Annotated in this window: 20 protein-coding genes; 10 read left to right on the forward strand and 10 right to left on the reverse strand. The window is 70.8% G+C overall.

The features are described from left to right. Window positions 1-108 precede the first annotated feature (108 nt). The 3 genes from POL72_RS27855 to POL72_RS27865 all read left to right on the forward strand — a co-directional run bounded on the left by POL72_RS27855 (window position 109) and on the right by POL72_RS27865 (window position 3,832). Entirely contained in the window at window positions 109-1,731 is a 1,623-nt protein-coding gene (locus POL72_RS27855; protein WP_272098787.1) for a DUF1552 domain-containing protein, read from the forward strand. A 130-nt stretch (window positions 1,732-1,861) separates the two neighbouring features. Beyond that, window positions 1,862-2,824: an SMP-30/gluconolactonase/LRE family protein gene (locus POL72_RS27860; RefSeq protein ID WP_272098789.1), complete on the forward strand. Its 963-nt coding sequence runs from the start codon at window positions 1,862-1,864 to the stop codon at window positions 2,822-2,824. Between the two features lie 24 nt (window positions 2,825-2,848). Beyond that, entirely contained in the window at window positions 2,849-3,832 is a 984-nt protein-coding gene (locus POL72_RS27865; RefSeq protein ID WP_272098791.1) for an asparaginase, read from the forward strand. Here the strand turns inward: POL72_RS27865 and POL72_RS27870 are convergent. From POL72_RS27870 to POL72_RS27900, 7 genes are all read right to left on the reverse strand, one after another. Continuing rightward, complete coding sequence (locus tag POL72_RS27870) at window positions 3,800-5,407, reverse strand: amidohydrolase family protein (protein ID WP_272098793.1); 1,608 nt, start codon at window positions 5,405-5,407, stop codon at window positions 3,800-3,802. The genes POL72_RS27865 and POL72_RS27870 overlap by 33 nt on opposite strands. 394 nt (window positions 5,408-5,801) lie before the next feature. Next, entirely contained in the window at window positions 5,802-6,257 is a 456-nt protein-coding gene (locus tag POL72_RS27875) for a nucleoside deaminase (protein WP_272098795.1), read from the reverse strand. Then, window positions 6,254-7,294: an aliphatic sulfonate ABC transporter substrate-binding protein gene (locus POL72_RS27880; protein ID WP_272098797.1), complete on the reverse strand. Its 1,041-nt coding sequence runs from the start codon at window positions 7,292-7,294 to the stop codon at window positions 6,254-6,256. Before POL72_RS27880 ends, POL72_RS27875 begins: the two co-directional genes overlap by 4 nt. Further along, window positions 7,291-8,136, reverse strand: a complete 846-nt coding sequence (locus POL72_RS27885) for an ABC transporter ATP-binding protein (protein ID WP_272098799.1) — start codon at window positions 8,134-8,136, stop codon at window positions 7,291-7,293. Before POL72_RS27885 ends, POL72_RS27880 begins: the two co-directional genes overlap by 4 nt. Continuing rightward, entirely contained in the window at window positions 8,133-8,978 is an 846-nt protein-coding gene (locus POL72_RS27890; RefSeq protein WP_272098801.1) for an ABC transporter permease, read from the reverse strand. Before POL72_RS27890 ends, POL72_RS27885 begins: the two co-directional genes overlap by 4 nt. A gap of 3 nt (window positions 8,979-8,981) precedes the next feature. Continuing rightward, window positions 8,982-9,584, reverse strand: coding sequence for a cysteine hydrolase family protein (locus tag POL72_RS27895; RefSeq protein WP_272098803.1), 603 nt, complete (start codon window positions 9,582-9,584; stop codon window positions 8,982-8,984). Window positions 9,585-9,873: 289 nt separating this feature from the next. After that, window positions 9,874-10,878 (reverse strand): PAS domain-containing protein, encoded by a 1,005-nt coding sequence (locus tag POL72_RS27900; protein ID WP_272098805.1) that lies wholly within the window; start codon window positions 10,876-10,878, stop codon window positions 9,874-9,876. Window positions 10,879-11,463: 585 nt separating this feature from the next. Between POL72_RS27900 and POL72_RS27905 the strand changes: the two genes are divergently transcribed. Together POL72_RS27905 and POL72_RS27910 are read left to right on the forward strand one after the other, a co-directional pair. Then, the gene (locus tag POL72_RS27905; protein WP_272098807.1) at window positions 11,464-12,381 is read left to right on the forward strand and encodes an SMP-30/gluconolactonase/LRE family protein; all 918 of its coding nucleotides are present in this window, start codon (window positions 11,464-11,466) and stop codon (window positions 12,379-12,381) included. A 115-nt stretch (window positions 12,382-12,496) separates the two neighbouring features. Continuing rightward, window positions 12,497-13,486, forward strand: coding sequence for a helix-turn-helix transcriptional regulator (locus tag POL72_RS27910; RefSeq protein ID WP_272098809.1), 990 nt, complete (start codon window positions 12,497-12,499; stop codon window positions 13,484-13,486). Window positions 13,487-13,520: 34 nt separating this feature from the next. Here the strand turns inward: POL72_RS27910 and POL72_RS27915 are convergent, their stop codons facing one another. Then, a complete protein-coding gene (locus tag POL72_RS27915) occupies window positions 13,521-14,651 on the reverse strand; it encodes a pirin family protein (protein ID WP_272098811.1) in 1,131 nt (376 codons plus the stop codon). A gap of 207 nt (window positions 14,652-14,858) precedes the next feature. Here POL72_RS27915 and POL72_RS27920 point away from each other — a divergent pair, with 207 nt between their 5' ends. Next, window positions 14,859-16,082 (forward strand): MFS transporter, encoded by a 1,224-nt coding sequence (locus POL72_RS27920; RefSeq protein ID WP_272098813.1) that lies wholly within the window; start codon window positions 14,859-14,861, stop codon window positions 16,080-16,082. Window positions 16,083-16,157: 75 nt separating this feature from the next. Here the strand turns inward: POL72_RS27920 and POL72_RS27925 are convergent, their stop codons facing one another. After that, window positions 16,158-16,511, reverse strand: coding sequence for a hypothetical protein (locus tag POL72_RS27925; RefSeq protein ID WP_272098815.1), 354 nt, complete (start codon window positions 16,509-16,511; stop codon window positions 16,158-16,160). A gap of 157 nt (window positions 16,512-16,668) precedes the next feature. On the opposite strand from POL72_RS27925, the gene POL72_RS27930 reads away from it, so the two are divergent. The 3 genes from POL72_RS27930 (at window position 16,669) to POL72_RS27940 (ending at window position 19,775) form a co-directional block, all read left to right on the forward strand. Beyond that, window positions 16,669-18,501 (forward strand): sigma 54-interacting transcriptional regulator, encoded by a 1,833-nt coding sequence (locus POL72_RS27930; RefSeq protein WP_272098817.1) that lies wholly within the window; start codon window positions 16,669-16,671, stop codon window positions 18,499-18,501. Window positions 18,502-18,942: 441 nt separating this feature from the next. Continuing rightward, window positions 18,943-19,194, forward strand: a complete 252-nt coding sequence (locus tag POL72_RS27935) for a hypothetical protein (protein ID WP_272098819.1) — start codon at window positions 18,943-18,945, stop codon at window positions 19,192-19,194. After that, complete coding sequence (locus POL72_RS27940) at window positions 19,191-19,775, forward strand: hypothetical protein (protein WP_272098821.1); 585 nt, start codon at window positions 19,191-19,193, stop codon at window positions 19,773-19,775. The genes POL72_RS27935 and POL72_RS27940 overlap by 4 nt, the downstream gene beginning before the upstream one ends. Window positions 19,776-19,808: 33 nt before the next feature. On the opposite strand, the gene POL72_RS27945 is transcribed toward POL72_RS27940, so the two are convergent. Further along, window positions 19,809-20,666, reverse strand: coding sequence for a hypothetical protein (locus POL72_RS27945; protein ID WP_272098823.1), 858 nt, complete (start codon window positions 20,664-20,666; stop codon window positions 19,809-19,811). Window positions 20,667-21,209: 543 nt separating this feature from the next. On the opposite strand from POL72_RS27945, the gene POL72_RS27950 reads away from it, so the two are divergent. Next, entirely contained in the window at window positions 21,210-24,173 is a 2,964-nt protein-coding gene (locus tag POL72_RS27950; RefSeq protein ID WP_373372259.1) for a serine/threonine-protein kinase, read from the forward strand. Window positions 24,174-24,177 lie beyond the last annotated feature (4 nt).

The raw sequence follows: 24,177 nt of genomic DNA on the forward strand, positions 1-24,177 counted from the left end.
TTAAGGGGACATGGATCCGTGACAAGCTCGGGCATCCGAGGGCGTTCCGAGTGGCAGCCGGGCGCTTGCGTCCATTGAGGTAGGAAAAGTACGACCATGTCAAAGCGCATGAACCGAAGAATTTTCCTCCGGGGGCTGGGCGGAGCTTGCGTCGCGGCGCCGTTCCTCGGCTCGATCCTCGACCGAACCGTGATGGCGCAGCAGGCCGCGCCGCCGAAGCGGCTGATCGTGATGTTCACGCCCTATGGCTGCATCACGACGCGGTGGTTCCCGAAGAAGTCGCACGGGCCGCTCACCGCCGCGGACCTCCAGCCGACGACGCTCAAGCACCTGGCGCCTCACGTCGACAAGCTCCTCATGCCCCGAGGCATCCGCGCGATGAACGAGTGGACGGCGAAGCTGGAGCGGGGGCAGGGGAACGATCCCCACACGCAGGTGAACGGGTCGTACTTCACTTGCCACCCGGTCACGCCCAACAGCGACGACCCGTTCAGCTTCGACCAGGCGACGAAGTTCAACGCCCAACCGACCGGTCCCTCGCTGGACCACGTCATCGCACGACAGCTCACCCCGCAAGGCACGCCGTTGCTCTTGAACACGGCTGGTCAGAACGAAAACCCTCAGTCGGCGATCTCCTACTCCGCCGCCGTGACCCTCTTCAAGGGCGTCAACGCGTCGCAGGCCTTCAGCAGCCTCACGGGCCTCTTCGAGGCGGGGAAGCCGACGTCTCCGGACACCTACGCGGCGATGCGCGGCAAGAGCGTCCTCGACGTCGTGAAGGACGATCTGCAGAGGCTCGAGCGGTTCGACATGAGCCGTTCCGACAAGCAGAAGCTCGCAGCCTGGAAGGAGCTCCTCAGCTCGACAGGAAACGTGGTGGCTTCTGCGCAGTGCAACACGTCGCTCGCCACGGCGCTCGGCGCGACGCAAGAGAACGTCGCCCTGGCGATCACGCGCCCGAGCGTCGACGACGTGCTGACGCAGCGAATCTCGGACAGCCTGGATGGAGCGGACCTCTGTTCGAACCTCGCCGTGCTCGCGGCGGCGTGCAACGCGAACCCCGTCATCCTCCTGAAATACCCCGGGAACTACGTCTTCAAGGGGCTCGGCGTGAACCGCGAGAGCGCCAGCCTCTCGCGTCGCCTGGACAATGCGGGCATGACGGGCACCTGTGTCCCGGGGGCCATCGACATGCTCCTCACGATCGACGACTACTATGCGAGGAAGTTCGCCCACCTCGTCGAGCAGCTGAACCGTATCGAGGAGGGCGACGGGACGCTCCTCGACAACTGCGCGGCCGTGTGGTTCCAGGACGTGTCGGACGGCTGCGCCCGCAACCTCAACAACCTTCCGATCGTCCAGGCCGGCAGCGCCGGCGGCTATTTCAAGACCGGCTGGGCCGTGAACGTCGATGACGGCTCGCCCGATCTCACGACCGGCAACAGCGAGATCACGTGTGCCGACGGCACGTCGGACCAGGTCGACGCGATCTCCCAAGAAACAGGGACCGATCCGTCGCTCGCCAACGCGCCGATCAACAAGTACTACTGCAGCTTGATGAACGCCCTCGGCGTCAAGGCAGGACCGGATGGCTTCCCGGCGCGGGGCGGTTCGGGGCCGGTGACCCACTTCGGCATGTACGACCGGACGGAGGACTTCATCGGCGGCGGGACCAATCCCCCGACCATCCACGATCCAGGCGAGTTCACCGCGCTCAAGGCGAGCTCCTGAGCGATCTCGTTCCCGAGCCTGTCGGCCTCGGGGCGGTGCGCCTGATCGAGATGTCCCCATCGGCGAGGGGGGTGTTATGCTGGCCCGCGTCGAGCGAGCGCGGCGCGGCGCCGTGCCGGGAGGTCGTTGGATGTCATCTGTCAGGGGTTTCACCCTCGAGCTGTCTCGGATCGAGTACGTCGGGCAAGGCCTTGTCCGGCCGGAGTGCGTGATCGCCGAGCCCGGCGGCACGCTCTGGACCTCGGATGCTCGCGGTATCGCGACGCGCATCGAGCCGGATGGCAGGCAGGCGACCCTCGGCCCCGAGGTGCCCGAGCCGAACGGCATGGCGATGGATCGGCAGGGCAACCTCATCGTCGCCAGCATGTCCGGCGGCAAGATCCACAAGCTCCACCGCGACGGCCGGTCCGAGGTCCTCCTCGACTCCATCGACGGCAAGCCGCTCGGCGCCGTGAACTTCTGCTTCATCGACTCGCGGGATCGCCTCTGGATCTCCGTCACGACACGGCATCTCCCGTGGTGGACCGCGGTCGTGGGCAGCATCCGCGATGGGTACATCGTGCTCGTCGACGAGAAGGGCGCTCGCATCGTGGCCGACGGCCTCAGCTTGACGAACGAGGTGCGCCTCGACGCCGCCGAGCGGTTCCTGTACGCCGTCGAGACCGTCCCCGGCCGCCTCCTCCGGTTCCCGGTGCGCGACGACGGCAGTCTCGGCGATCCCGAGCAGTTCGGGCCCGACAGCCTCGGCATCGGCGGGTACATGGATGGCTTCGCCTTCGACGCCGAGGGCAACATCTGGGTGGCGGCCGTCTGTCGCAACGGCCTCGCGGTGATCTTCCCCGACGGCAGCTACCAGACCGTCTTCGAGGATCCGCGCCCTGCAGTCCTCGAGACGATGACCCTGAAGCAGAGGAACGGGACCATCGAGCCGGCCGATCTCGGCGCCTGCGCGGGAAACACCCTGCAGCTGCCCACGAGCATCGCGTTCGGCGGCCCCGATCTCCGCACGTGTTACATGGGGTCGCTGGCGATGCCCCACCTCCTCACGTTCCGCGCGCCCGTCGCGGGGCTCCCGCTCGCGCACATGCGCTGATCGGCTTCACGCGAACAACCATCCATGCCTCGTGTTCACCTCGTCACCACCGGCGGTACCATCGCGAGCCGCGTCGACCCGAAGACGGGCGCCGCCGTGCCCGCCGTCCGCGCGGAGGAGCTCGTCGCCGACGTGCCCGCGCTCGGCCGCGTCGCCGAGATCGCCGTCACCGAGTTCTGCCTCGAGAGCAGCTGGAACCTCGGCCCGGACAGGATCGCGGCGCTCGCGCGCGCCGTGCGCGATCTTCAGGGTGACCCCGAGGTGGCCGGCGTCGTCGTCACCCACGGCACGGACACGCTCGAAGAGACGGCGTTCGCGCTGGATCTGCTGCTCGACGGGGACACCCCGGTGGTGCTCACAGGGGCGATGCGGGACGCGAGCACCGCGGGGACCGACGGCCCGCGCAACCTCGTCTCGGCCGCGCGGATCGCGGTCGACCCGTCGGCGCGGGGGCTCGGCGTGCTCGTCGCGCTGAACGACGAGATCCACGCCGCGCGGTGCGTGATGAAGACCCACACGACCGCGCTCGGCACGTTCGCCTCGCCGGGCGTGGGGCCGCTCGGCTGGGTCGACGGCGAGGGCGTCCGCGTCCACGCGCGCCCCGCGAGGACGCCGACGCTGCCGCTCGCGCCGCCCGAGCCGCGGGTCTACCTCGTGAAGATGGCGTCCGGGATGGACGATCTCCTCCTGCGCGCGCTCCTCGATGCCGGGGCGCGCGGGGTGGTGATCGAGGGCTCGGGCGCGGGGAACGTCTGCGGGAGCTGGGAGGGGGCGATCGGCGCGCTGGTGCAGGCCGGCACGCCGGTGGTGCTGAGCTCGCGCTGCCCCGGCGGGCGGGTCACGCCGACGTACGGCGCGCCCGGCGGCGGGCGGCGGCTCCGGGACCTCGGGGTGATCGCCGCGGGCGCGCTCTCGGGGCCCAAGGCGAGGCTCGCGCTGATGTTCGCGCTCGGGGCAGGGCTCGACGCCGCGGCGCTACGCGCGTATTTCGACCGGCTTGCCGGGTAGACCCTCGCTCCTCGCGCCCGGCTGCGGGCCGCGCCGCTCGTCACCGGCGCCCGCCTTGCGCTTCAGCTTCTCCTCGACCCGCGTGCCCTTGAAGAAGCTCGCGTTGGCCTCCGTATAGAGCTTGTACGGGTTCTCGAACACATACGCCTTGAAGTCCTCGGCGCTGAGGACGCCCTCCTCCACGAGCTTCCAGCTCTCCGCGAGCGCCTCGGTCAGGTCGGGGACGTCCCAGTGGCCGACGTCGGAGGAGTAGATGGCGTTGATCTTCACGCCGAGCGGGTTCGCCTTGGCGTTGAACGCGGACGCGATGGTGCGGTCGTCCGACTCGGATCCGAAGAAGAAGTTATTGACCCAGCGGTCGCGGATGTCCTCGATCTTCTCGATGCCCGCGGCCGCGAAGTCATTGCGGTACTCCGGCGCAGGCTGGCGGGCGTCGCTCGTGTACCCGGCCCCCAGCGTGTCGGCGATCAGCTGCTCGCCCTCGATGGAGCGCCCGTTTGAAAGCTTTGCGAGATCCGCGCCGTAGCGCCGGAAGAGCTCGGTGAAGAGCGCGCGATCGGTCGCCGACGGGTCGTAATGCTTCAGGCCCTCCGGGCCGCGCTTCTGGAAGCGGTCGACAAGGTGGATGTAGACCCGCGCGCCCCAGTCCGCCCCGCCCTCGAGCATGCCGATGCGCAGCCCGGGGAAGCGGCGGGTGACGCCGCCGAAGAACAGCGCCTTGGCGAACGCCTCCGAGCCGTCGGCGAAGTGGCCGACGTGGTTGTTCATGTAGTTGCTGATCGACGAGCGCCCCGTCCAGCCCTGGCTCCCGTAATGGGTGAGGACAGGCACGCCGAGCTCGACAACCTTCGCCCAGAAAGGATCGTAGTTGTACTCGCTGTCGATGCCGTAGAAATCGATGTACGTCGCGTACTTCGCGATCTCCGGGTGGTGCGCCGGCGGGTACTTCTCCGCGATCGCTTTGATGGGGCGGCGCACGCCGCCGGCGATGTTGATCGCCTTGAGCCCCAGCTTCTTGACGGCGAACTCCAGCTCTTCGATGCCCTCCTCGGGCGTGTTCAGCGGGATGCCGGCGACCGGGGTGAGGCGGTCGCTGTACTTGCGAAACAGCTCCGCGTGGTAATGGTTGATCGCGCGCTGGAGCGCCTGCCGCGAGCCCGGGTCCTTCACGGCGAGCGGCGCGAGGGTGTTGTTCGGGAACAGGACCGAGTAATCGGACCCTTGCTCCTCGAGGCGCTCGGCGAGCAGCTCCGGCAGGTGGTACGTGGCCACGTCCAGCGTGTTGCGCGTCACCCGCGCCCACCACGGCGACCTGACCGTGCGGTAGTGCTGCCGCTCCTCGGGCGTCTGGCTGTACCAGTCCTTGCCGCTGCTGTTCTCGGCGTTGCGGCGGCGGGAGCTCAGCGCCTTGCGCAGGTCGTCGACGAGCTTGGCGCCTCCGTAGGTGGCGACGAAATCCTCCAGCGCCGGCGAGTAATCGTTGGTGTGGATGTCCGTGTCGATGACGGGGTAATCGAGCTTCTCCTTGACAGCCACGGAGGGCGAGGCCTTGAGACGAGCGATACGGTCAGTCATGAAAGACTCCGGAAAGGGGTTGGGCGCGCCGATGTCGCCGGTGTGAGATCGATGGCCGTGCTGGCGCGCGGCAATCTGCAACCTGCGTGCCTTGACGCCGTTGCCTCCATGTCGCTGTTTGACCGCGGATCTCGGCGTCTCTCCGGCGCGCTCTGCCCGCGCGTTGCTCGGAATCGAGCACCGATTCAGCGCGGCTGCTTCCTGAGCAACACTCAATCCGGACCGATGCTGTCCGCCCGCGCGGGAACCCTACGAGGGCACGTGCCGGGCCGAGGAGGGATCTTCCTTGAGCCGCGCGCGGGCGAGCGTCAGCGTGCGGGCGTCGGCGGAGATGCTCTCCAGAAAGCGCTTCCTGAACGCGGGATCGCCGGTCCTGTCGGCGCGGGCGAGCGCGTCACGACGGGCTGAAGAGCGCGAGGCACCGGTCGGCGAGGACACCGCCGACGAGATCGACGGGAGCGCCGGAGTTCTCGTTCATCCAGCGCGCGGGGACGGCCAGCTCGCGCTGCGCGCCGCCTGTCGCCGCCGTGACCTCCTGCATCGTGCAGCCGAAGATGACGCGGCTCACCCGGGCGAGCCAGGCCGCGGTGAAGCACATCGGGCACGGCTCCACGGTGGTGTACAGCGTGTAGCCCGTCAGGTCCGGCCCGGCGGCCGCGCAGGCGCGGCGGACAGCGCCGACCTCGGCGTGCCACGTGAAGTCGCGCTGGGCGTTCACCTCGTCGGTCGCCTCGGCGACGACGGTGCCGTCGGGGGCGGCCACCAGGGCGCCGAACGGCGGCTCGCCCGCGCGCTGCGCGCCGCGCGCGAGCTCCAGCGCGCGCGCCATGAGCGCCTCGTCGCGGCTCATCGGACGAGCCTCGGGTCGAGCAGCGACTCCGGCGCCGGCGCCTTCTTGACGAGCTTGGACTCGACCGCGAAGTCGACCACCGCCTTCATCGAGGCGTACACGGGGCCGGCCTTCTCCGCCGTGCCGAAGAGCTGCTTGTTCTCCGCCAGGTCGTAGATCTTGTCGCCGGCCAGCATGCCCTTCACGTCCTCGGGCGGAGCGTTCAAGTACTTTCCGACGATGGGAATCGCCTTGTCGGGCTCGCCGCGCAGGACGCGCACCCCCTGATCGATGGCGCCGATGAACCTCGAGCAGGCGTCACCGGACTCGGCGAGCCGCGATCGGCGCACGGCCACCGCGTCCATGATGGTGTCGGGGACGCTGGCGCTCGAGAAGATCACGTGACCGCCGCCCTTGGTCGCCTTGGTGATCCACGGCTCCCAGGTGACCGCGGCGTCGACCTTCCCCGCGACGAACGCGGCCCCGGCGTCGTCGGCGCTCATGCTCGTGATCTTCACGTCGTCCGGGGCGACCCCGGCCTTCTTCAGGCCGGTGAGGAACAGCATGTGATTGACCTCGCCGAGGGTGAGCGCGACCGTCTTGCCCTTGAGCTCGGTCATGGACGCGACGCCCTCCTTCGCCACCACCGCGTCCGCGCCGTTCGAGCTGTCGATGAGCGCGATGGCCACGACGTCCGTGTCGCCGTTGCCGCTCAGCACGGCCAGGTTCTGCAGGGTCGTCAGGCCGATATCGAGCTTCCCCGCGGCCAGCGCCGGCAGCGTGTCCCCGGGGTTCGAGAACGGCTTGAGCTCGACGTCGAGGCCAGCCTGCTTGAACAGCCCGAGCTCGTTCGCGATGAACACGCCCGCATAGCCGATCCACAGGTCGTGTCCCACGGTCAGCTTCACCGGCGCGTTCGCCGCGGCCCCGGGCTTCTCGCCCGGCGCGGCGGCGGCGGGCATCTCGCGCGCTGGCTCGTCCTTCTTCGAGCAGCCTGGCGACAGGACGAGGCAGGCGAGCGCTGCCCCGAGCTCTAGCACGACGGTCCTTCGGTTCATGGATCCTCTCCCCTCGGCGTATGCGTGAGCCCGAGGAGCAAGCGGCGGCGCTGCTCCTCGGGGCGGGCCCTCCCCCGCAGGAGCGAGAGGATATCCCGTTTGAGGCGCAGCAACGCCTCGTCGAGCTTGAGGTCGGGCGAGCGATCCGCCCGCGGTACCGGCACGTCGAAGGTGGCCACGACGCGGCCGGGGCGCTCGGAGAAGACCACCACGCGATCGGACAGGATCAGGGCCTCATCCACGTCGTGGGTGACGAAGAGCGTCGTGATCCGGTGATGCTGGATCACATGGAGCAGGAGCCCCTGCATCTCCTCACGTGTCTGGGCGTCGAGGGCGCCGAACGGCTCATCCATCAGCAGCACCTCCGGCTGCGCGGCGAGCGCCCGCGCCAGCGCGGCGCGCTGCTGCATGCCGCCGCTCAGCTCCGCGGGCGCGCTGTCGCGGAACTCCCACAGATCGACGAGGCGCAGCAGGCGCTCGACGCGGTCCGCCTCTCGCTCGGGGCCGGCGTGCCGCGCCCGGCTGCGGTGGCGGGCCAGCGTCAGCGGGAAGCGGACGTTCTCCCGCACGCTGAGCCACGGGAAGAGCGTCTGTTGCTGGAACACGACGCCGAGCTCGGCGCCGGGGCCGAGGACGCGCTCGCCGCCGAGCGTGACGGTCCCGGTGGTCGCCGGCTCGAGCCCCGCGACGATGTGCAGCAGCGTCGATTTCCCGCACCCGGAGGGGCCCACGAGGCTCACGAACTCGCCCTCGCCGACATCGAGGTCGAGCGGGCAGAGGGCGCTGGTCTCGCCGCGACGGCCGGCGAACGCCTTGCTGACGCCGCGCACGGAGAGCGTCACGCGTCGCGCCCCCTGGCCCAGCGGAAGAGCCGGCGGTGCGCCGCGCCGAACGCCCAGTCGAGCCCCAGGCCGATCGCGCCCAGCACCGCCAGGTACGCGTAGATGCTGGGCGTCTGGATGAAGCGATAGAACCTGAGGACGCGGAAGCCGAGGCCCTCGGTGGCGGCCACGAGCTCCGCGACGACGACGTAGCTCCACGCCCAGCCGTTGCACATGCGCAGCGCGCTCCAGATGCCGGGGAGGGCGGCCGGGGCCAGCACGCGCCAGACGATCTCCCGCCGGGTGGCGCCGAGGCTCTGGCTGACCTGGAGCAGCGGCGCCGGGACCCGCCGCACCTCGTCCGCGGTCATGAGCAGCAGCTGGAAGAAGGTCCCCAGGAAGACGAGGAGGACCTTCGCGCCCTCGCCGATGCCCGCCGCGATCATGACGAGCGGGATCAGCGCCGGCACGGGGACATAGCGGAGGAACTCGGTCGGCGGCTCGATCAGCGCGGCGATCGATCGGAACGCGCCGGCGAGCACGCCGAGCGGCACCGCGAGGAGCGCGGCGGCCACGAACCCGGCCGTGACCCGCAGGAAGCTGTAGCGGACGTCGAGCCAGAGCTCCGCCGAGCCGAGCGCGTCGGCCGTCGCCCGCCCGATGCTCGCGAGCGTGGGAGCGAGGGCGGTGTTCACCCCGTCGCGGCCCGTTAGCCAGGCGTACGCCGCGAGGGTGGCGAGGAAGCTCGCCGCGCCGAGCGCGAGACGGACCCTGGCGGAAACGGGGCGGCCGAGCGCGAGCCAGCGCGGCGGCGGTCGCTCGCACTGTCGCGACGGGGCCCGCGGCGCTCGGTCGCCGGGCATCCGTCAGCCGAAGAGCTGCATCACCGAGGCGCTCTCGGTGACGTAGGCGAACGCGTTGCTCATGCAGAGGATCGCGGCGTCGTGGAGCTCCCGTGAGGTCCCGGCCACGGCGTCGACCGGGAGCAGCACGCGGTAATCCAGGTTCCTCGCGGTGAGCACGGTGCTGAGCACGCAGATGTTCGTGCACACGCCGCAGCAGATGAGGTTCTCCACCCGCTTGCACCGGAGCAGCAGGTCGAGGTCGGTGCCCAGAAAACAGTCGTAGCGCCGCTTGGTGAAGATCCGATGATCCTGCGGCTCGATCCGCAGCCCATCGACCATGTCGGCGCCGCGGGATCCCTCGAGGCAGTGCAGCGGCTCGAACTCCAGCTCGATGCCGAAGTCGCACCGATCGGCCCTGTGCATCTCCTGCGTGAAGACGACGGGCAGCTCACGCCCTCTCGCCCACGCGACGAGCGCGTTGATTCTCCGCACGATCTCGAGCGCCCCGCGCGCTTCGCAGGGCGCGCCCTCCTCGACGAAGTCCCGCTGCATGTCGATGACGAGGAGGGCGGTATTGGCAGGGTGGACTTTGTCGAGGGGCAACGGGCGGATACGCGGCGTCATCGCGGGTCTGACCGCTCGACGCGCGGGGGACACCGGGCGCGGCGAGCTCGCTGAGGGGTGGTGAAGAGGTGAACCGGCCCGCTCTACACCAGCCGGGAATGAAGCGTCAAAAGGCTGAACGGAATGTAACCGGCGCCTCGCCGGAGGGTCAAGCGAGACCTGGCGCGTGAGGACTTCGAGGGGGCGCGAGGCCGGCTGTTACGTGGAAGGCCGCGGGGAAGGATGCGTGGAAGAGCATGTGCGGGGGAGTGGGACAGGTCTGCTGGTGTCTCTCGATGTCTCTCGCCATCTACGGTGGCGCCATCGGATGCACGCGGGCCATGGCCTTCCGCCGCGCCATCGCGTAACGCACACCGGCCCGGAGATCTCTCAGGAGGACGATCCCCTCCAGCGTCTCGCCGAGGCTCGCGAGCGCTGCGGCGGTGCTCGCGGACATCCCCACTAGGACGCACTCGGCGCCGAGCAGGCGCGCGGCGTGCACCGTGCGCAGGAGGTGGTGCGCGACGGCGCTGTCGATCATCGGGACGCCGGTGAGATCGACGATCACGAGCTCGGCGTCGTGGCGCTCCACGCCTTGCAGGAGGGCCTCCATGAGCTGGCTGCCCCGCGCCGTGTCGAGATGGCCGATGAGCGGCACGAGGATGATGCCGTGCTCGATGGGCAGGACCGGGGTCGAGAGAGCGGCTATCGTCTCGAGCAGGCGCGATTGGATGGCGAGGAGATCGGCCTCGGTGCTCCGCAGGGCCTCTTCCGTCCTCTTTCGTGCGGTCATGTCGACCACGACCCCGACCATCCCGATCACGCGCCCGCTCGCGTCGCGGAACGGGACGTTGTTCTCCAGCGTCCAGCCGTCGCTCCCGTCCTCGAGCTTCCACTGGAGCTCCACGTTGAGCCGCGGGATCCCCTCCGACATGATGTTCTCGTCGTTGTCGCGGTAGCTGCGCGCGACCTCTTCGACGAAAATGTCCTCATCGCGCTTCCCGATGATCCTGTCGGCCGAGAGGTGATAGTGCGCCGCGTAGGCCTTGTTGACGGCGAGGTACCGGTGGTGTCGATCCTTGAAGAACACCATCGCCGGGATCGCGTCGAGCATCGCGACGTACCCCGAGGCCTCCGCCGCGAAGAGGCTGGCCAGGAGCCCAGGATCGCGCTCGTCTGGCTGCGCCTCGTGCGTCGCCGCGCCCGGCTGCTGCGCCTCGGCCAGCGCCTGCTCCAGCTCCGCGACGCGCCTGCGGAGCGCCGCGACCTGCTCGTTGAGCAGCGTCTGGGGATCTGGATCTGAAAAACACTGCATTACAGGGGACCACGTTTCGGCCGGACCACAGTGAACGCATGATTGTCGGGGGCGCAACACTTGTCAAGTATTCGATATCCGCTCTCGACTCACGGCGTGTCGCCGGTGCGGCCCGGGAGGTGCGGGGCATGTCGACCAAGACGTTTCGCGCGCTCGCCCCGTGCAGGCGCCGGCGCCCGCGTCACGCGCCGTTCGAGCTGGACCCGTGCTCATTCGTCAGCACCGCACCTGCGGAGAGCGGGGGTTCGCGTCGTTCAGCACGGACGATGCATGGCGGCGCCGCGTGGGGTCGAGCAAGCGACGTGGACCTGTAATTCGTTGTCTTGCAGGTTTCAATTTCGGGTCGGGTGGCACGACCGAGACGCCTTGAACGATCGGCTCTCCCCTGGTCGAGACGAGCCGTGGCCGGGCGTGGCTCAGCGGCTCGCGCGGGCCGCCGTGCCTTCGCCGGCGGCGGCGCAGACCGGGGCGTGAGCGTTTCGGGCGCACCAATGAGCGCCGCGGGCGCGCGCCGCGCGGCGACCCGGCGCAGGGTAGGCGCACCAGCCGGCGCGTCGCCGGCCCGTTCACACGAGAGATCACACCATGAAAACGCAATCGAAACGCGCCGCCGCGGTCCTCGCCTGCCTCTCTGCCGTCCTCCCGGCGTGCGCCGAGAGCGAGGCCCCGGCCGCACCGGAGCTCCGCCGCGTCGGCGGCTTCAGCACACCCGAGTCCGTGCTCCACGACGAGGAGCGCGACGTTTACCTGGTCTCGAACATCGTCGGCTCACCCGTCGAGAAGGACGACCGCGCGTTCATCTCGCGCGTCTCGCCGGACGGCGAGGTCCTCGATTTGACATGGATCGACGGCGCGTCGGAGGGCGTGACGCTGAACGCCCCGAAGGGCATGGCCATCGCGGGCGGCAGGCTCTATGTGGCCGATATCGACGCGATCCGCGTCTTCGACGCGAGCGACGGCGCGCCGATCGAGGACATCGAGGTGGCCGGCGCCGGCTTGCTCAACGATGTCGCGGCCATGCCCGACGGGTCGATCGTGGTCTCGGACTCCGGCGTGGCCATCGAGGACGGCGCGTTCGCCTCGATCGGCACCGATGCGCTCGTCTCGGTCGATCCGGGCGGGGAGGTCTCCCGGTTGATCGCGGATCCCGCGCTGCCGCACCCGAACGGCGTGGCGTGCGCGGAAGGCGAGATCTGGGTGGCTTACCTCGGCGCAGCGCGGGTCGACGCGCTCGACGCCTCGGGGAAGCTCCGGCGCGAGATCTCCCTGCCCGCTGGCACGCTGGACGGCCTCGTGCGCCTCGACGACGGCCGGCTCCTCGTGTCGAGCTGGGACGCGGGCGCCGTCTTCGAGATCGACCCCGCCGGGGACGCGGCGCCGCGCGTCTCCACGCTCGCGGCGGATCTCCCGAGCCCCGCCGATCTCGGCTGGGATCGCGCGAGAGATCGCCTGCTCGTCCCGCTCTTCAACGACGGCGAGATCGTCCTGCTCGACGTGAAGTGAGCCGGCGGAGCAGCGCTTTGGGCCGAGGGGCGGCGCGGTTACGCTGCGCCGCCCCGGCCGGCCCCGCGCTGTGTCTCCGCGGCGAGAGACGCGCCCTTTTCAATCAGGAGCGACGATGAAGACCCATCTCACCCGACTGCTCGAGCCCACCGATCAAGCCCAGGCCTGGGGCGCGCTCAGAGAGGCCATCTCCCGCCTGGAGCGCACGTCCTCGGCGAGCGGCGCCGGCCTGGCCCGATGGCTCGGCGTCTTCACCCGCACGCGCGAGCGGATAACGATACAGCGGCTCTCCCGGCCGCTCGTCGTGCTCATCCTCGACGGCGCGAAGCGGATCTTCCTCGACGGCCCGGACGGCAACACGCGCCTCGTCGCCCGGGAGGGGCAGATACTGCTCGTGCCGCAGGGCATCCCCCTCGAGCTGGTGAACGAGCCCGATCCGGAGCGCGGCGCGTACCGCTCGTTCACGATCGAGCTCTTGAGCGAGGTCGACGAGCGGCTCCAGCGCCGCTATCCCACGCTCTGCGTCCAGCGGGGGCTCGGCGGCTTCGAGGCGGATCGGCCGCACCTGCTGCGCTCCGCGATGCCGTCGATCCAGGCGCTGATCCACCTCGTGAACACGCTCCTCCTGCCCGGCGCGCATGCGCTGCTCATCGAGCACCGGCTGGAGGATCTCATCCTGACCCTGCTCCTGCAGCACCGGGAGCAGCTCGACGAGGCGCGCGCCGCCTCGTCGACGCTGGCGCTCGATCCGACGCTCGCGGTGCGGGCGCTGGTGCGCCGCGATCCGGCGCGCCCGTGGGCGGCCCCGGAGGTCGCGCGCGCGCTCGGGGTGAGCGACGCGACGCTGCGCCGCCGGCTCGGCGCGAAGGGGGTCTCGTTCAGGGCCCTGCTGTGGAAGGAGCGCCTCGATCTCGCCAAGGCGCTCCTGCGCTCGGGCCGCCACGGCGTGCTGGAGGTCGCGACGGCCTGCGGCTACGACTCGGCGTCGCGCTTCGCCGAGCAGTTCCGGCGCTCCGAGGGGGTCAGCCCCTCGGAGTACCGCGCGCGACACCGGGCGAGCGCGAACGACTGCTGGAGCGAAGAGCCCGAGCTCGACGCGAGGTGAGGGATCGGCGCCCCGGCACGCGGTAACGAGGGGCTCAGCCCGCCTTGTCGATGCGGCCGTCGGGGTAGCGCGCGAAGCGGCCTTCCGCGCGTCCGTGGACCGGGCCGTCGCTCGGCCACGGCCATCCGCCGAAGCCCGTCCGCCGGTAGTCGAGGAAGGCCTGCTGGACCTCCGCCATCGAGGTCATCACGAAGGGGCCGTGTTGCGCGACGGGCTCGCCGATGGGCTGGCCCTGGAGGAGCAGGAGCTCGGCCTCGTCGGGGCCGTTCTCGAGCAGCGCGGCGGCGCCGTCGCGGAGCGTGATCCTGTGGGCCGCGGGGACGCGGCGGGCGCCGACGCGCAGCTCGGCGCCGCGGAAGAAGTAGAGCGCGCGGTTCGTGCCGGGGGAGGCGGCCGGCAGCGTGAACCGCGCGCCCGGGGCCATCTTGAGCGTCCAGATCGCCACGTCGGACGCCGCGCGCGCCGCCCACGACCTCGGCGGCGGGGCCGGCGGGCGGAGCTCGCCGAGGCGGCCGGCGACGATCGTGATCTCGGTCGCCTTGCCCGCGGCGTCGCGCGCGATCTGCCTGGGGATCGTGTCGCCCCACAGCATCACGAAGTGCGGCTCGGCGAGCTTGTCGGCGCGCGGCAGGTTGAGCCAGATCTGGAAGAGCTCGAGCGGGTTGGGCCCGTCCTTCTCGACGAGCGGGAACATCTCCGCGTGGACGATGCCGCCCCCCGCCGTGAGCCACTGGACGTCGCCGCGCCCATAGCGCGCGGCCGCGCCGAGCGAGTCCGCGTGATCGACGAGCCCGCGCCGCACGACCGTCACGGTCTCGAAGCCGCGGTGCGGGTGCTGCGGGAAGCCGGGGACCACGTCGCCGTGGTACATGCGCCAGCCGTCCTTGCCCGCGAAGTCGCGCCCGATGGCGCGGCCCGCGAGCGAGGCGGCCGGGCCCATCCGCTCGTTGCCGGCCGGATACGCGTCGTCGTGGTGGACGCAGAACAGGAAGGGGTCGAGCGTCTCCCAGGGGAACCCGAGCGGCGCCACGTCGCGGACGACGTCCGCCGCGGCGAGCGCGGCTTCGTCGGTGCGCTCGGGCGAGGGCGGGGAGGGGTCGCACGCGGCGACGACGGGCGTTGCGGCGAGGGCGCCGAGGGCGGTGCGGCGATCCATGGGGCTCATCGTCTCATCGTAAGGTGGACCTCATGGAGGGACAACGGTGCGAGCGCGCAACGCGGCGTTGCGCCGGGAGCAACCCGCGCAATGCGCGAGCCGAGGTGAGCAGGGAAGCGGTGAGGGTGCGCGTGAGGGCATGGGCGCGGCGAGTCGCGGCGCTTTTTCGCGTCGAGGCGGGGCGGGCGCGCTCGGAGTCGACTAGAGTCAACCCTCGTGTCCAGACAGCGCTCCGAATCGAGCATCATCTTCCTTGTCGCAGCGGTCCAGTTCATCAACATCCTCGACTTCGTGATGGTGATGCCGCTCGGGCCCGACTTCGCGGTCGCCCTCGGCATCCCGATGTCCAGCATCGGCTTCATCGGCGGCAGCTACACGGCGGCGGCCGCGATCTCGGGCCTCGCCGGTGCGTTCTTCCTCGACCGCTTCGACCGCCGCAGCGCGCTCGCCGTGGCGATGCTCGGCCTCGTCGCCGGCACGGCGGCCGGGGGCTTCGCGACGGGGCTCCCGAGCCTCATGGCGGCGCGCGTGCTCGCGGGGGCGTTCGGCGGGCCCGCGACATCCGTCTCGTTCTCGATCGTCGCCGACGTTATCCCGCCCGAGCGGCGCGGCAAGGCGATGGGCGTCGTGATGGCCTCGTTCTCGGTCGCCTCGGTGCTCGGCGTCCCCGCCGGGCTGGAGCTCGCGCGTCGCGGGGGCTTTCCGCTGCCGTTCTTCGCGGTCGCGGCGCTCGGGCTGCTCGTCGCCGGGCTCGCGATCTTCCTCCTGCCGTCGATGCGGGATCACCTGACCGACGCGCGGCCGTCCGGCAGCTCGCTCGGCGATCTCGGCGCGCTCCTCGGCCGGCCGATCGTGCTGCTCTCGTACGCGACGACGGCGATCCTGACGGTGGCGTCGTTCCTGGTGATCCCCAACATCTCTGCGTACGTGCAGTACAACCTCGGGTATCCGCGCGAGCGGCTCGGGCTGCTCTACTTCGTGGGGGGCCTTGTGAGCTTCTTCGCGATGCGGGCCGTGGGCCCGTTGGTGGACCGCTTCGGCGCGTTCCAGACGGGCTCGGTGGGGGCGGTGGTGCTCGTGAGCGTCCTGTACGCGGGGTTCGTCTCGTATACGCCGGGGCTGCCGGTGCTCGCCATCTTCATCGTCTTCATGCTGGGCATGACGTTCCGCAACGTCTCGCACAACACGCTGACGTCGAAGGTGCCGCGCCCCGCCGAGCGAGCGCGCTTCACCTCGATGCAGTCGGCCGTGCAGCACATGGCGTCCGCGCTCGCCGCGTTCTCGTCGGCCAGGCTGCTCCACGAGCTGCCGGACCACCGCCTCGACGGCATGCCGGTCGTCGCGGGGCTGTCGATCGTGTTCACGGTGGCGCTGCCGCTGCTGTTCCTGGGGATCGAGCGGCGCGTCGCGCTCGCGGCGGTCGGGCGCCCGGCCCCCTGAGGCTGCTGGCCGACGGCGGACGAGCGCGGCGTCGGCGGCGGGATGGGCCGGAGATCGCAGCAGGACGCCTCCCCGTCAGCGGGCAGGCTCCATCTGCGAGAAGCGGTAAGCCCCCACGGTGGCGGCGATGGACGAGAGGACGAGGAGCGCGAGCGCGAGCCCGATGTTGTTGAGCGACTCGCCGATGCCGACGAGCCATATCCAGCGCGTGTCGGGGTCCACCGCGCCGATGTACGTGAGCGATTTGATCGTGCCGCTGACGAACCCGAGCCCGCCGGCCACCAGCGTCAGGATACCGAGGCTCACCTGGAGGGGTACGAAGCGCCGCTCGGGCGAGATGGCATAACGGACGGATGCGGCCAGGAGCAGCAGCCCGAAGACGAGTGTCGGAAACATGCCCCAGCCGCCCATGTGGAAAGCTTCAGCCATGACGAGTGCCTCCTTCGATAGCGCTCTTGACAGGCGCCGGCGGCGAAGGTTCCGGGGCGGGAGAGGGGTTCCTTCGAAGCGCCCCGGCCACGCCATCCACGCTTGAGCCGCGGAAAGCGCTGTGGTCCGTCGCTGACCCGAGAGGCTCGCAGCTTGCATGGGCGCGGGCTTCGACTATAGCCTCGGGCTGATGAGCGGCCCCGAGAGCTCGCCGTTGACGACGCAGACCTTCGATCTGCGGCAGTCCCCGGACAGCCCGGGAATCTACTCCTACCTCCTCGTCATCGGCGCTTCCTCATCGTACAGGCGCGCCCTGCCCGACGACGGCGTGCTCGTCGTGGGGCGCAGCGACGAGGCCGACGTGAGGCTCGACACCGCGGCGGTCTCCCGGCGGCACGCCGAGCTCGTCTTCTCCAGAGGCGAGATCCGGATCACCGATCTCGGCAGCCACAATGGGACGCTCGTCAACGGCGAGCGCATCGAGGGCTCGTGCGCGCTCGGCTCCGGCGATGTCATCACCATGGGCGATACAACGCTGATCCTCCGGCGCGAGGCGCCGCCCCGGGGCAGCGCCCTCATCGAGATGGGCCGGCTGCGCCGGCGCGTGGAGGAGGAGATCGAGCGCGCCGCCGACTCGGCGCGGCCGTTCGGCCTGGCGGTGGTGTCCCTCGGGTCCGTGCAGATGCGCACGATGCTCGCGCATCGGGCGCTCTCGGCGCTCCGGCTCGTGGACATCGTCGCCTGGGACGGCGCCTCTCACCTGGCGATCGGGTTTCCCGAGCTCGGCGGAGAGGCGGCGCGCGCCGCGGTGCTCCAGGTGCTCGAGGCGATCGCGCCGCTGGCCCCCGAGGCGCGGGGCGGACTGGCCTCCTACCCGTTCGACGGCGGCGACACCGAGACGCTCCTCGCCGGCGCGCGGACCGCCGCGTCGATCGCGGCTCCGGGGGCGATCGCCTTCGCCTCGCAGACCGCCGTCCGGCACGTCATCGGCGATCGCACCATCGTGGTGGCCGACTCGGCCATGATCCGGCTGTTCGAGCTGATCCGGCGCCTCGCGGCGAGCGATCTGCCGGTCCTCGTCCTCGGCGAGACGGGGGCGGGCAAGGAGAACGCCGCCGCGGCCGTGCACCACTGGTCTGCGCGGGCGCAGAAGACGCTGATCACGCTCAACTGCGCCGCGCTCCCGGACGCGCTGGTGGAGAGCGAGCTCTTCGGCTACGAGAAGGGCGCGTTCTCGGAGGCGCGGGCGCCCAAGCCCGGCCTGCTGGAGCGAGCGCACGGCGGCACCGTCTTCCTCGACGAGATCGGCGAGCTGCCCCTCGGCGCGCAGGCCAAGCTGCTCCGCGCGCTCGAGGCGAAGCGGATCACCCGCCTCGGCGACGTCCGCGATCGCGAGGTGGACATCCGCATCGTCGCTGCCACGAACCGCGATCTCGAGGCCGAGGTCCACGCGGGCCGCTTCCGTCAAGACCTGCTCTTCCGCCTGAGCGCCGCCGTCGTCGAGCTGCCCCCGCTCCGGCACAGGCGGCGTGAGCTGCCGATCCTGGCCCGTCTGTTCCTCGCCGAGGCGTGCGCTCGGACCGGGCGGCCTGCGCTCGAGCTCTCGGAAGCCGCGCTCGCCGCGCTCTTCGCTCACCCGTTCCCTGGCAACGTGCGCGAGCTCAAGAACGCGATGGAGTACGCGGCCGCCACGGCGGACGGCCCGGCGCTCGAGCCCTGGGGGCTGCCCGAGCGCATCGCCGGGCTCGATGTCCCGCCGCGGACCACGGTGGACAACACCTCGGCCCCGCCCGCCGCGGCGCCCGCCCGCTTCAAGCCCATCGCCGAGGAGCTCCGGGAAATCGAGCGCACGCGCATGCGTCAGGCGCTCGACGCCGCGGACGGGGTCCAGAAGCGGGCGGCGGCGCTCCTCGGGATGCCTGTTCGCACCTTCACCTTCAAGCTCAAGCAATTCGGTATCTCGGCGCGGGAGGGGAAGCGGAGCGCGTGAGGCTCGGGCTCAGAACACGAGCCGAGCCCTGTGCGCCCCCGGTCGGCATGCCACCCGGGGTGTAGATCAACGACATCACGAACGCCGACGTCGCTGCATGACGGAGCGCGTCTCCGCCTCGCCGACGACCCGAGACCGCTGGGCTCGGCTCCTTGCCCCGTAGTCGCATTCTACCCTCGCCTTCGCCCTCGCTCAGCGACCGTGCACCTCGGCTGAGGGCTGGTTCGATGCCATCGAGGACACCTCGAGATCCAACGAATCGGTTGCCCCGTTCGCGATTGGAACGACGTCCTCAGCTCGCCGGGGGCACCCCGAGCGGCGCACGCAAACAGTAGACCACGGAGATCTGATGGGTCGCGAGCCGGCCCGAGGAAGGGGCGTCGGTCCGGGAGGGAAGTCGTGGTCGCCTCGGCGCGTCCGGGGCGCGGGGGGCGGCGCGCGATGGCAATCCTTGCCGCCTCTTCCTCCGAGGGCTGGCAAGCTTTGCCACGACGGCAAAGTTTGCCACCCGCGCGCTGGCCCAGGACGGGACAGCGGCCGCGGGCCGACCGCTCGATTGTGCGGCCGATCTTCTTCGATCGCGCAGCCGATCTGCTGCGGATCCCCATCGCGCGCAGGGGCGGCACGCCGGATGCGATGACGCTCTGCCAACCCGGCTCGCCGGAGATGACAGCGAAAGGTAAAAAATCATGAGAACGATCCAGAACATCCTCCTCTGCGGTCCCTTCGTCTGCGCCGTCGCTGTGGCCCTGCCGGGTTGTTCGAGCGAGCCCGGAGCGCCGCCAGATCCCGAGGAGATCCGCTGCGACAAGCTGGCCGAGTGCGGGAAGCTGAGCGAGGGCGTGGCGGCCGAGCAGTGCGCGGCCAGGATGAGCCTACTCCACGACCAGGCAGTGAAGGAGATGAACGTCTGCACGCCGGTCTTCAACCAGATCCAGAGCCTCATGGCCTGTGCGGCGCAGCAGGAGGGTTGCGAGAGCGACGTCGGTATGGAGGCCGCCGATCTCCCGCAGGAACACCCGTGCTTCGAGGAGAACGAGAGCTACAAGAAGGCCTTGCAGGAGGTGGAGGATCAGCGTCACGAGCCCGACGCAGGGGCCCTGTGCGTCTTCTTCTATGAGAGGGCCATGGCGTTGGCGACGACTCCCGCGACGGGCCAGGCGTGCACGACGAACGCCGATTGTCCAGATGTCGAATGTCCGGACCCGGCGCTCGGGAGGCGCGGCTATTGCCAGTTTGGCAAGTGCAAGACGGCAATCGACATCTGCGAGTGAACGCGCCGCTCGATCCTGCCGGAGTCGGACGGCTCAGAACGCGAGCCAGGTCGACACCATCGCAGCGTCGGGCGCCGCGGCGGGCCGGATCTCGACCTTCACGCCACCTCGGTCCTCGGTGCGGTACATCTGTGGCCTGTTCATGAAGAGCATGGCCGTCGCCGTGATCACCGTTGCTCCGCCGGCGAGGAGGGAGCCGGCAGCCAGCCAGCTCTCGTTGACGCTGGCGTCGTACTGGAAGCCGGGGGACGGAGGGCACGACCGACCGCACTCGCGCACGCTCCGCTCCTGGGCGTAGCCATGAAGGTCGTCGGCCTGCCACATCAACCGGCCACCCATGACGGCGACGGCCGCCCCGGCCCCGAGCGTGGCCCAGGGGAGCCAGGCGGGCCAGCGCTGCCTGGCGACGACGGTATCGGCGCTCAGGGCGAGCTGGCCGGAGGCCTCTTTGCCGGCGACCATGAAGATGGGCTTGGCGACGGTGAAGTAGCCGTCCTTTCTCGCTGTGAGGACATGCTCTCCGGGCGTGACCATCTGGCGCCGGGCGCCGGGTCCGACGAACCAGGGCTTGCCATCCATCAGCACGGTGGCCCCCGGCTCGTCGCAGCGGATCTCGATGGCGGCGAGCTCCTCCTCCAGGAGCGCCCGCAGCGCCGTGCGCGCCTCCTGCTCCTTCTCGGCGTCGAGCGAGCCAGGCCCCCATCGCAGGGAGAGGCGCAGGTTATCATAGGCCAGCACCGGCAGGCCGATGCTCCTCAACACCCGCCCGAGATAGAGCCGGAGCTCGGGGTGCTCCCACAAAGCCAGCGCCTCTTCGTACTTGGCCCGCGCCTCGGCGAACATCATGCGCCGGTGAAAATTCCGGGCCTCCTCGAAGAGCGCGCGGGCCATCTGCTTTCGATCCTCGGAGATGCCCTGATGCCATGGGGGCACCGACGATGCCGGGGGCGGCGGCGACTCCGCTGTCGCTGGAGGATGCGGCGATGAGGACGATGACGGCGGCGGCGCCTGGGCGAGCGCAGGCGTAGCGCAGAGGGCCAGGAGGGTGATGGGCAGGAGGAGCTTCGCCGACGGAAGGGAGACGTGGACAGGTCGTCTACGGGTCGTCGCCATGAAAGCCAATCGCTCTCCTCCGGCTCGCCCGTCATGCCACATCGTGCGTTCGCCCCGCTCGCCGGGCCGATGAGCAAGCTCCGCGCTCCAGGATATGCCCGCGCATGTCCTGTGTGAAGCGCTCTGGCGGCGGGTCTGTGTGTACACGGCTGCGCTGGGCGCCTATGCTCTCGTCATCGCGCCAGCCGCCGCGGAGGCGACGATTTTGATGGACATGTCTTTTTACAGGCAGGAGTGGCGGTGCCCACCGAGCTGATCACCCTGGAGTCGGTCCGTCGATCCTCCGGCGCGGCGCCGCTCGAGCGTGAAGGGCGCTCTGGCATCAGCACCGAGAGCCTCGTGGACGTGGCCGACTCCGGCGCGGCGCTCGTGGGCAGGGGGCTCCCGCGGGCCGCGCTCGCCGCCGCCGGGGCGACGGTCAGTGTCGTGCCGGCCGGCGTTCATGGGGCGAGGCGCGACGCGGTGAGCGACGCGAGCGCTCCGCCGTCCTCGTCGATTCCGCGAGCCGATCCGCCCATGGCCGGCACCCGCATCGGCCACTACGAGCTCTTGCGCGAGCTCGGCCGGGGCGGCATGGGCGTGGTCTTCCTCGCGCGCGACCTCCGGCTCGCTCGCCTCGTCGCGATCAAGCTCCTCACGAGGCTCAGCAGGAGCGGTCTACAGCGCTTCCTGATCGAGGCGCAGGCGACCGCGCGCTGCAAGCACGAGCACATCGTGACGATCCATGAGGTGAACGAGCACGATGGATACCCGTACATGGTGCTCGAGTACATCGAGGGGCAGAGCCTCCGCGCCTGGATGAGGCAGCGCAGGCCCGCGGACGCCGGCGAAGGGGTGTCGACGGCGCCGGTGCCGCCCGGCCTGGCGGTCGACATGATGGTCCCCGTCCTGCGCGCGCTCTCGCGAGCGCACGTGTCCGGCATCATCCACCGTGACCTCAAACCCGAGAACATCATGCTGGAGGCGTCGGGGGCGATCAAGGTGGTCGATTTCGGCATCGCGGAGCTGCGCGACGACGAGGCGAGCCTCGCGGTCGAGCGCGAGGCCGCCGAGCACAAGAATACGCGGCTCACCGGCGAAGGAGCGGTCATCGGAACGATGCCTTATATGTCCCCCGAGCAGTGGAGGGGGACGGACATCGATCAAGCCAGCGATATCTGGGCGGTCGGCATCATGCTCCACGAGCTCGTGATCGGCTCGCACCCGCTCGCGCCCGTCAACCCGGGGAGGCTCTTGGGCGTGACGCTCCTCGATGAGCCCATGCCCCAGGTCAGCGCGCGCCACCCGGAGCTCGGCGCGCTCGGCGCGATCATCGATCGCTGCCTGTGCAAGCGGAAATCCGAGCGGTTCGCCTCCGCGCAGGAGCTCTTGACCGAGCTCTTGCCGCTGCTGCCCGGGCGCCGTGAGATCCTCCTCGGCGCCGACGAGAGCCCGTTCGCGGGGCTCTCCTCGTTCCAGGAGGCCGACGCCGACCGCTTCTTCGGCCGCGCGCAGGACCTCGCGGGCGTGGCGGCGCGGCTCCGGAACCAGCCGCTGCTCGCGATCGCCGGGGCGTCGGGCGTGGGGAAGTCATCGCTCGTGAGGGCGGGGGTGATCCCTGCGCTCAAGCGCTCCGGCGAGGGCTGGGAAGCGCTCGTCGTGCGGCCCGGGCGTGAGCCGATGGCAGCGCTCGCGGATCTGTCCAGCCATGCCGCCGCGACGCTGGGCGCAGCTCCGCCGACGCCCGTTCCGGAGGGCGCCGCGGCGGCGGGCTCGGCCTTGGCCCCGTGGCTGCGCGCCGAGCCCGGCCTCCTGGGCGCGTGGCTGCGCGCGTGGTCGGACCGCGCGCAGAGGCGCCTCGTGCTGTTCATCGATCAGTTCGAGGAGCTCTTCACGCTCGGCGCCCCGGCCGTCGAGCGCGCGGCGTTCCTCGCGTGCCTCGCGGGGGTCGCCGACGACGCCTCGTCACGGCTCCGGGTGGTCCTGGCGGTGCGAGCCGATTTCCTCGAGCGGATGGCCGAGCACGAGCATTTCATGGCGGCGATGATCCGCGGCCTCGTGTTCCTCCGGCCGATGGGGCGCGAGGGGCTGCGCGAAGCCTTGATGAGGCCGATCGAGGCGGCGCGGCACGAGATCGACGATCCCGCGATGATCGAGGGCATCCTCGACGCGCTGGCGACGACGCGCGGCGCGCTGCCGCTGCTGCAGTTCACCGCGGCCCGGCTGTGGGAGATGCGCGATCGGGGGCGCAAGCTGCTCACGCGGGCGAGCTACGAGGCGCTCGGGGGCGTGGCGGGCGCGCTGGCGAGCCACGCCGATACGGTGCTGGCCGGGATGAGCGAGCGCCGGGCGAAGCTCGCGCGGGCGGTGCTGGAGCGGCTGGTGACGCCGGAGCGGACGCGGGCGGTGGCGAGCCTGGGCGAGCTCTGCGAGCTGCCCGGGGATCGAGGCGAGATCGAGCGGGTGGTGGAGCTGCTCGCCGAGGCGCGGCTCCTGGCGATCGAGACGGGGAGCGACCGCGCGGGCAGCACGGTGGAGATCGTGCACGAGTCGCTGATCGAGCGGTGGCCGACGCTCCGGCGCTGGCTCGACGAGAACCAGGAAGACGCCGCGTTCCTGGACCGGCTGCGCGCGGCGGCGAGGCTCTGGGACGCGAGCGGCCGCGCCGCGGACACGCTCTGGCGCGGCAAGGTCGCCGAGGAGGCGCGCGGCTTTCGCGGGCGCTACCGCGGGGAGCTGCCGGAGCGGGAGAGGCTCTATCTGGAGGAGGTGCTCCGCTTCGCCGATCAGCAGCAACGCGGGAGGCGCCGCCTCGCGTCCGGGATCATCGCGGCGCTGTCGCTGCTGGCCTTCGCCGCGGGGGGCGGATACGTGAAGGTGACCCGCCAGTACCAGGTGATCATGAAACAGTTCGAGGAGATCCGGACCGCGGAGCTCACCTTGAAGGAGGCGCTCGCGCGCGAGGAGGCGGCCCGGAGCGCGGCGGAGAGGGCGCGACAGGAGAGCGAGGCGGCGCGGCAGGACAGCGAGGCGCAGCGGCGGCGGGCCGAGCGGCTGCAGCGCGACGCCGAGGAGGCCCGGGACCGGGCGGAGGCAGAGGCCGAGAGGGCCCGCGTCGCGGCCAACCAGGCGCGGATGGCGCGGGGGGAGACGCAGAAGGCCGAGGCCGAGGCGCGAAAGGCCGAGGTCAAGGCCACCGAGGAGGAGCAGAAGACCAGGGCCGTCGAGGCGGAGCTGCGGAGCAAGAGCGAGCTGGAGCTGCTCATCGAGCGCGCCGTGGGGAAGATCGACGCGACGTTGAAGTAGCCTG

This window comes from Sorangium aterium (genome assembly GCF_028368935.1).
In the GTDB taxonomy this organism is placed as follows: Bacteria; Myxococcota_A; Polyangia; order Polyangiales; family Polyangiaceae; genus Sorangium; species Sorangium atrum.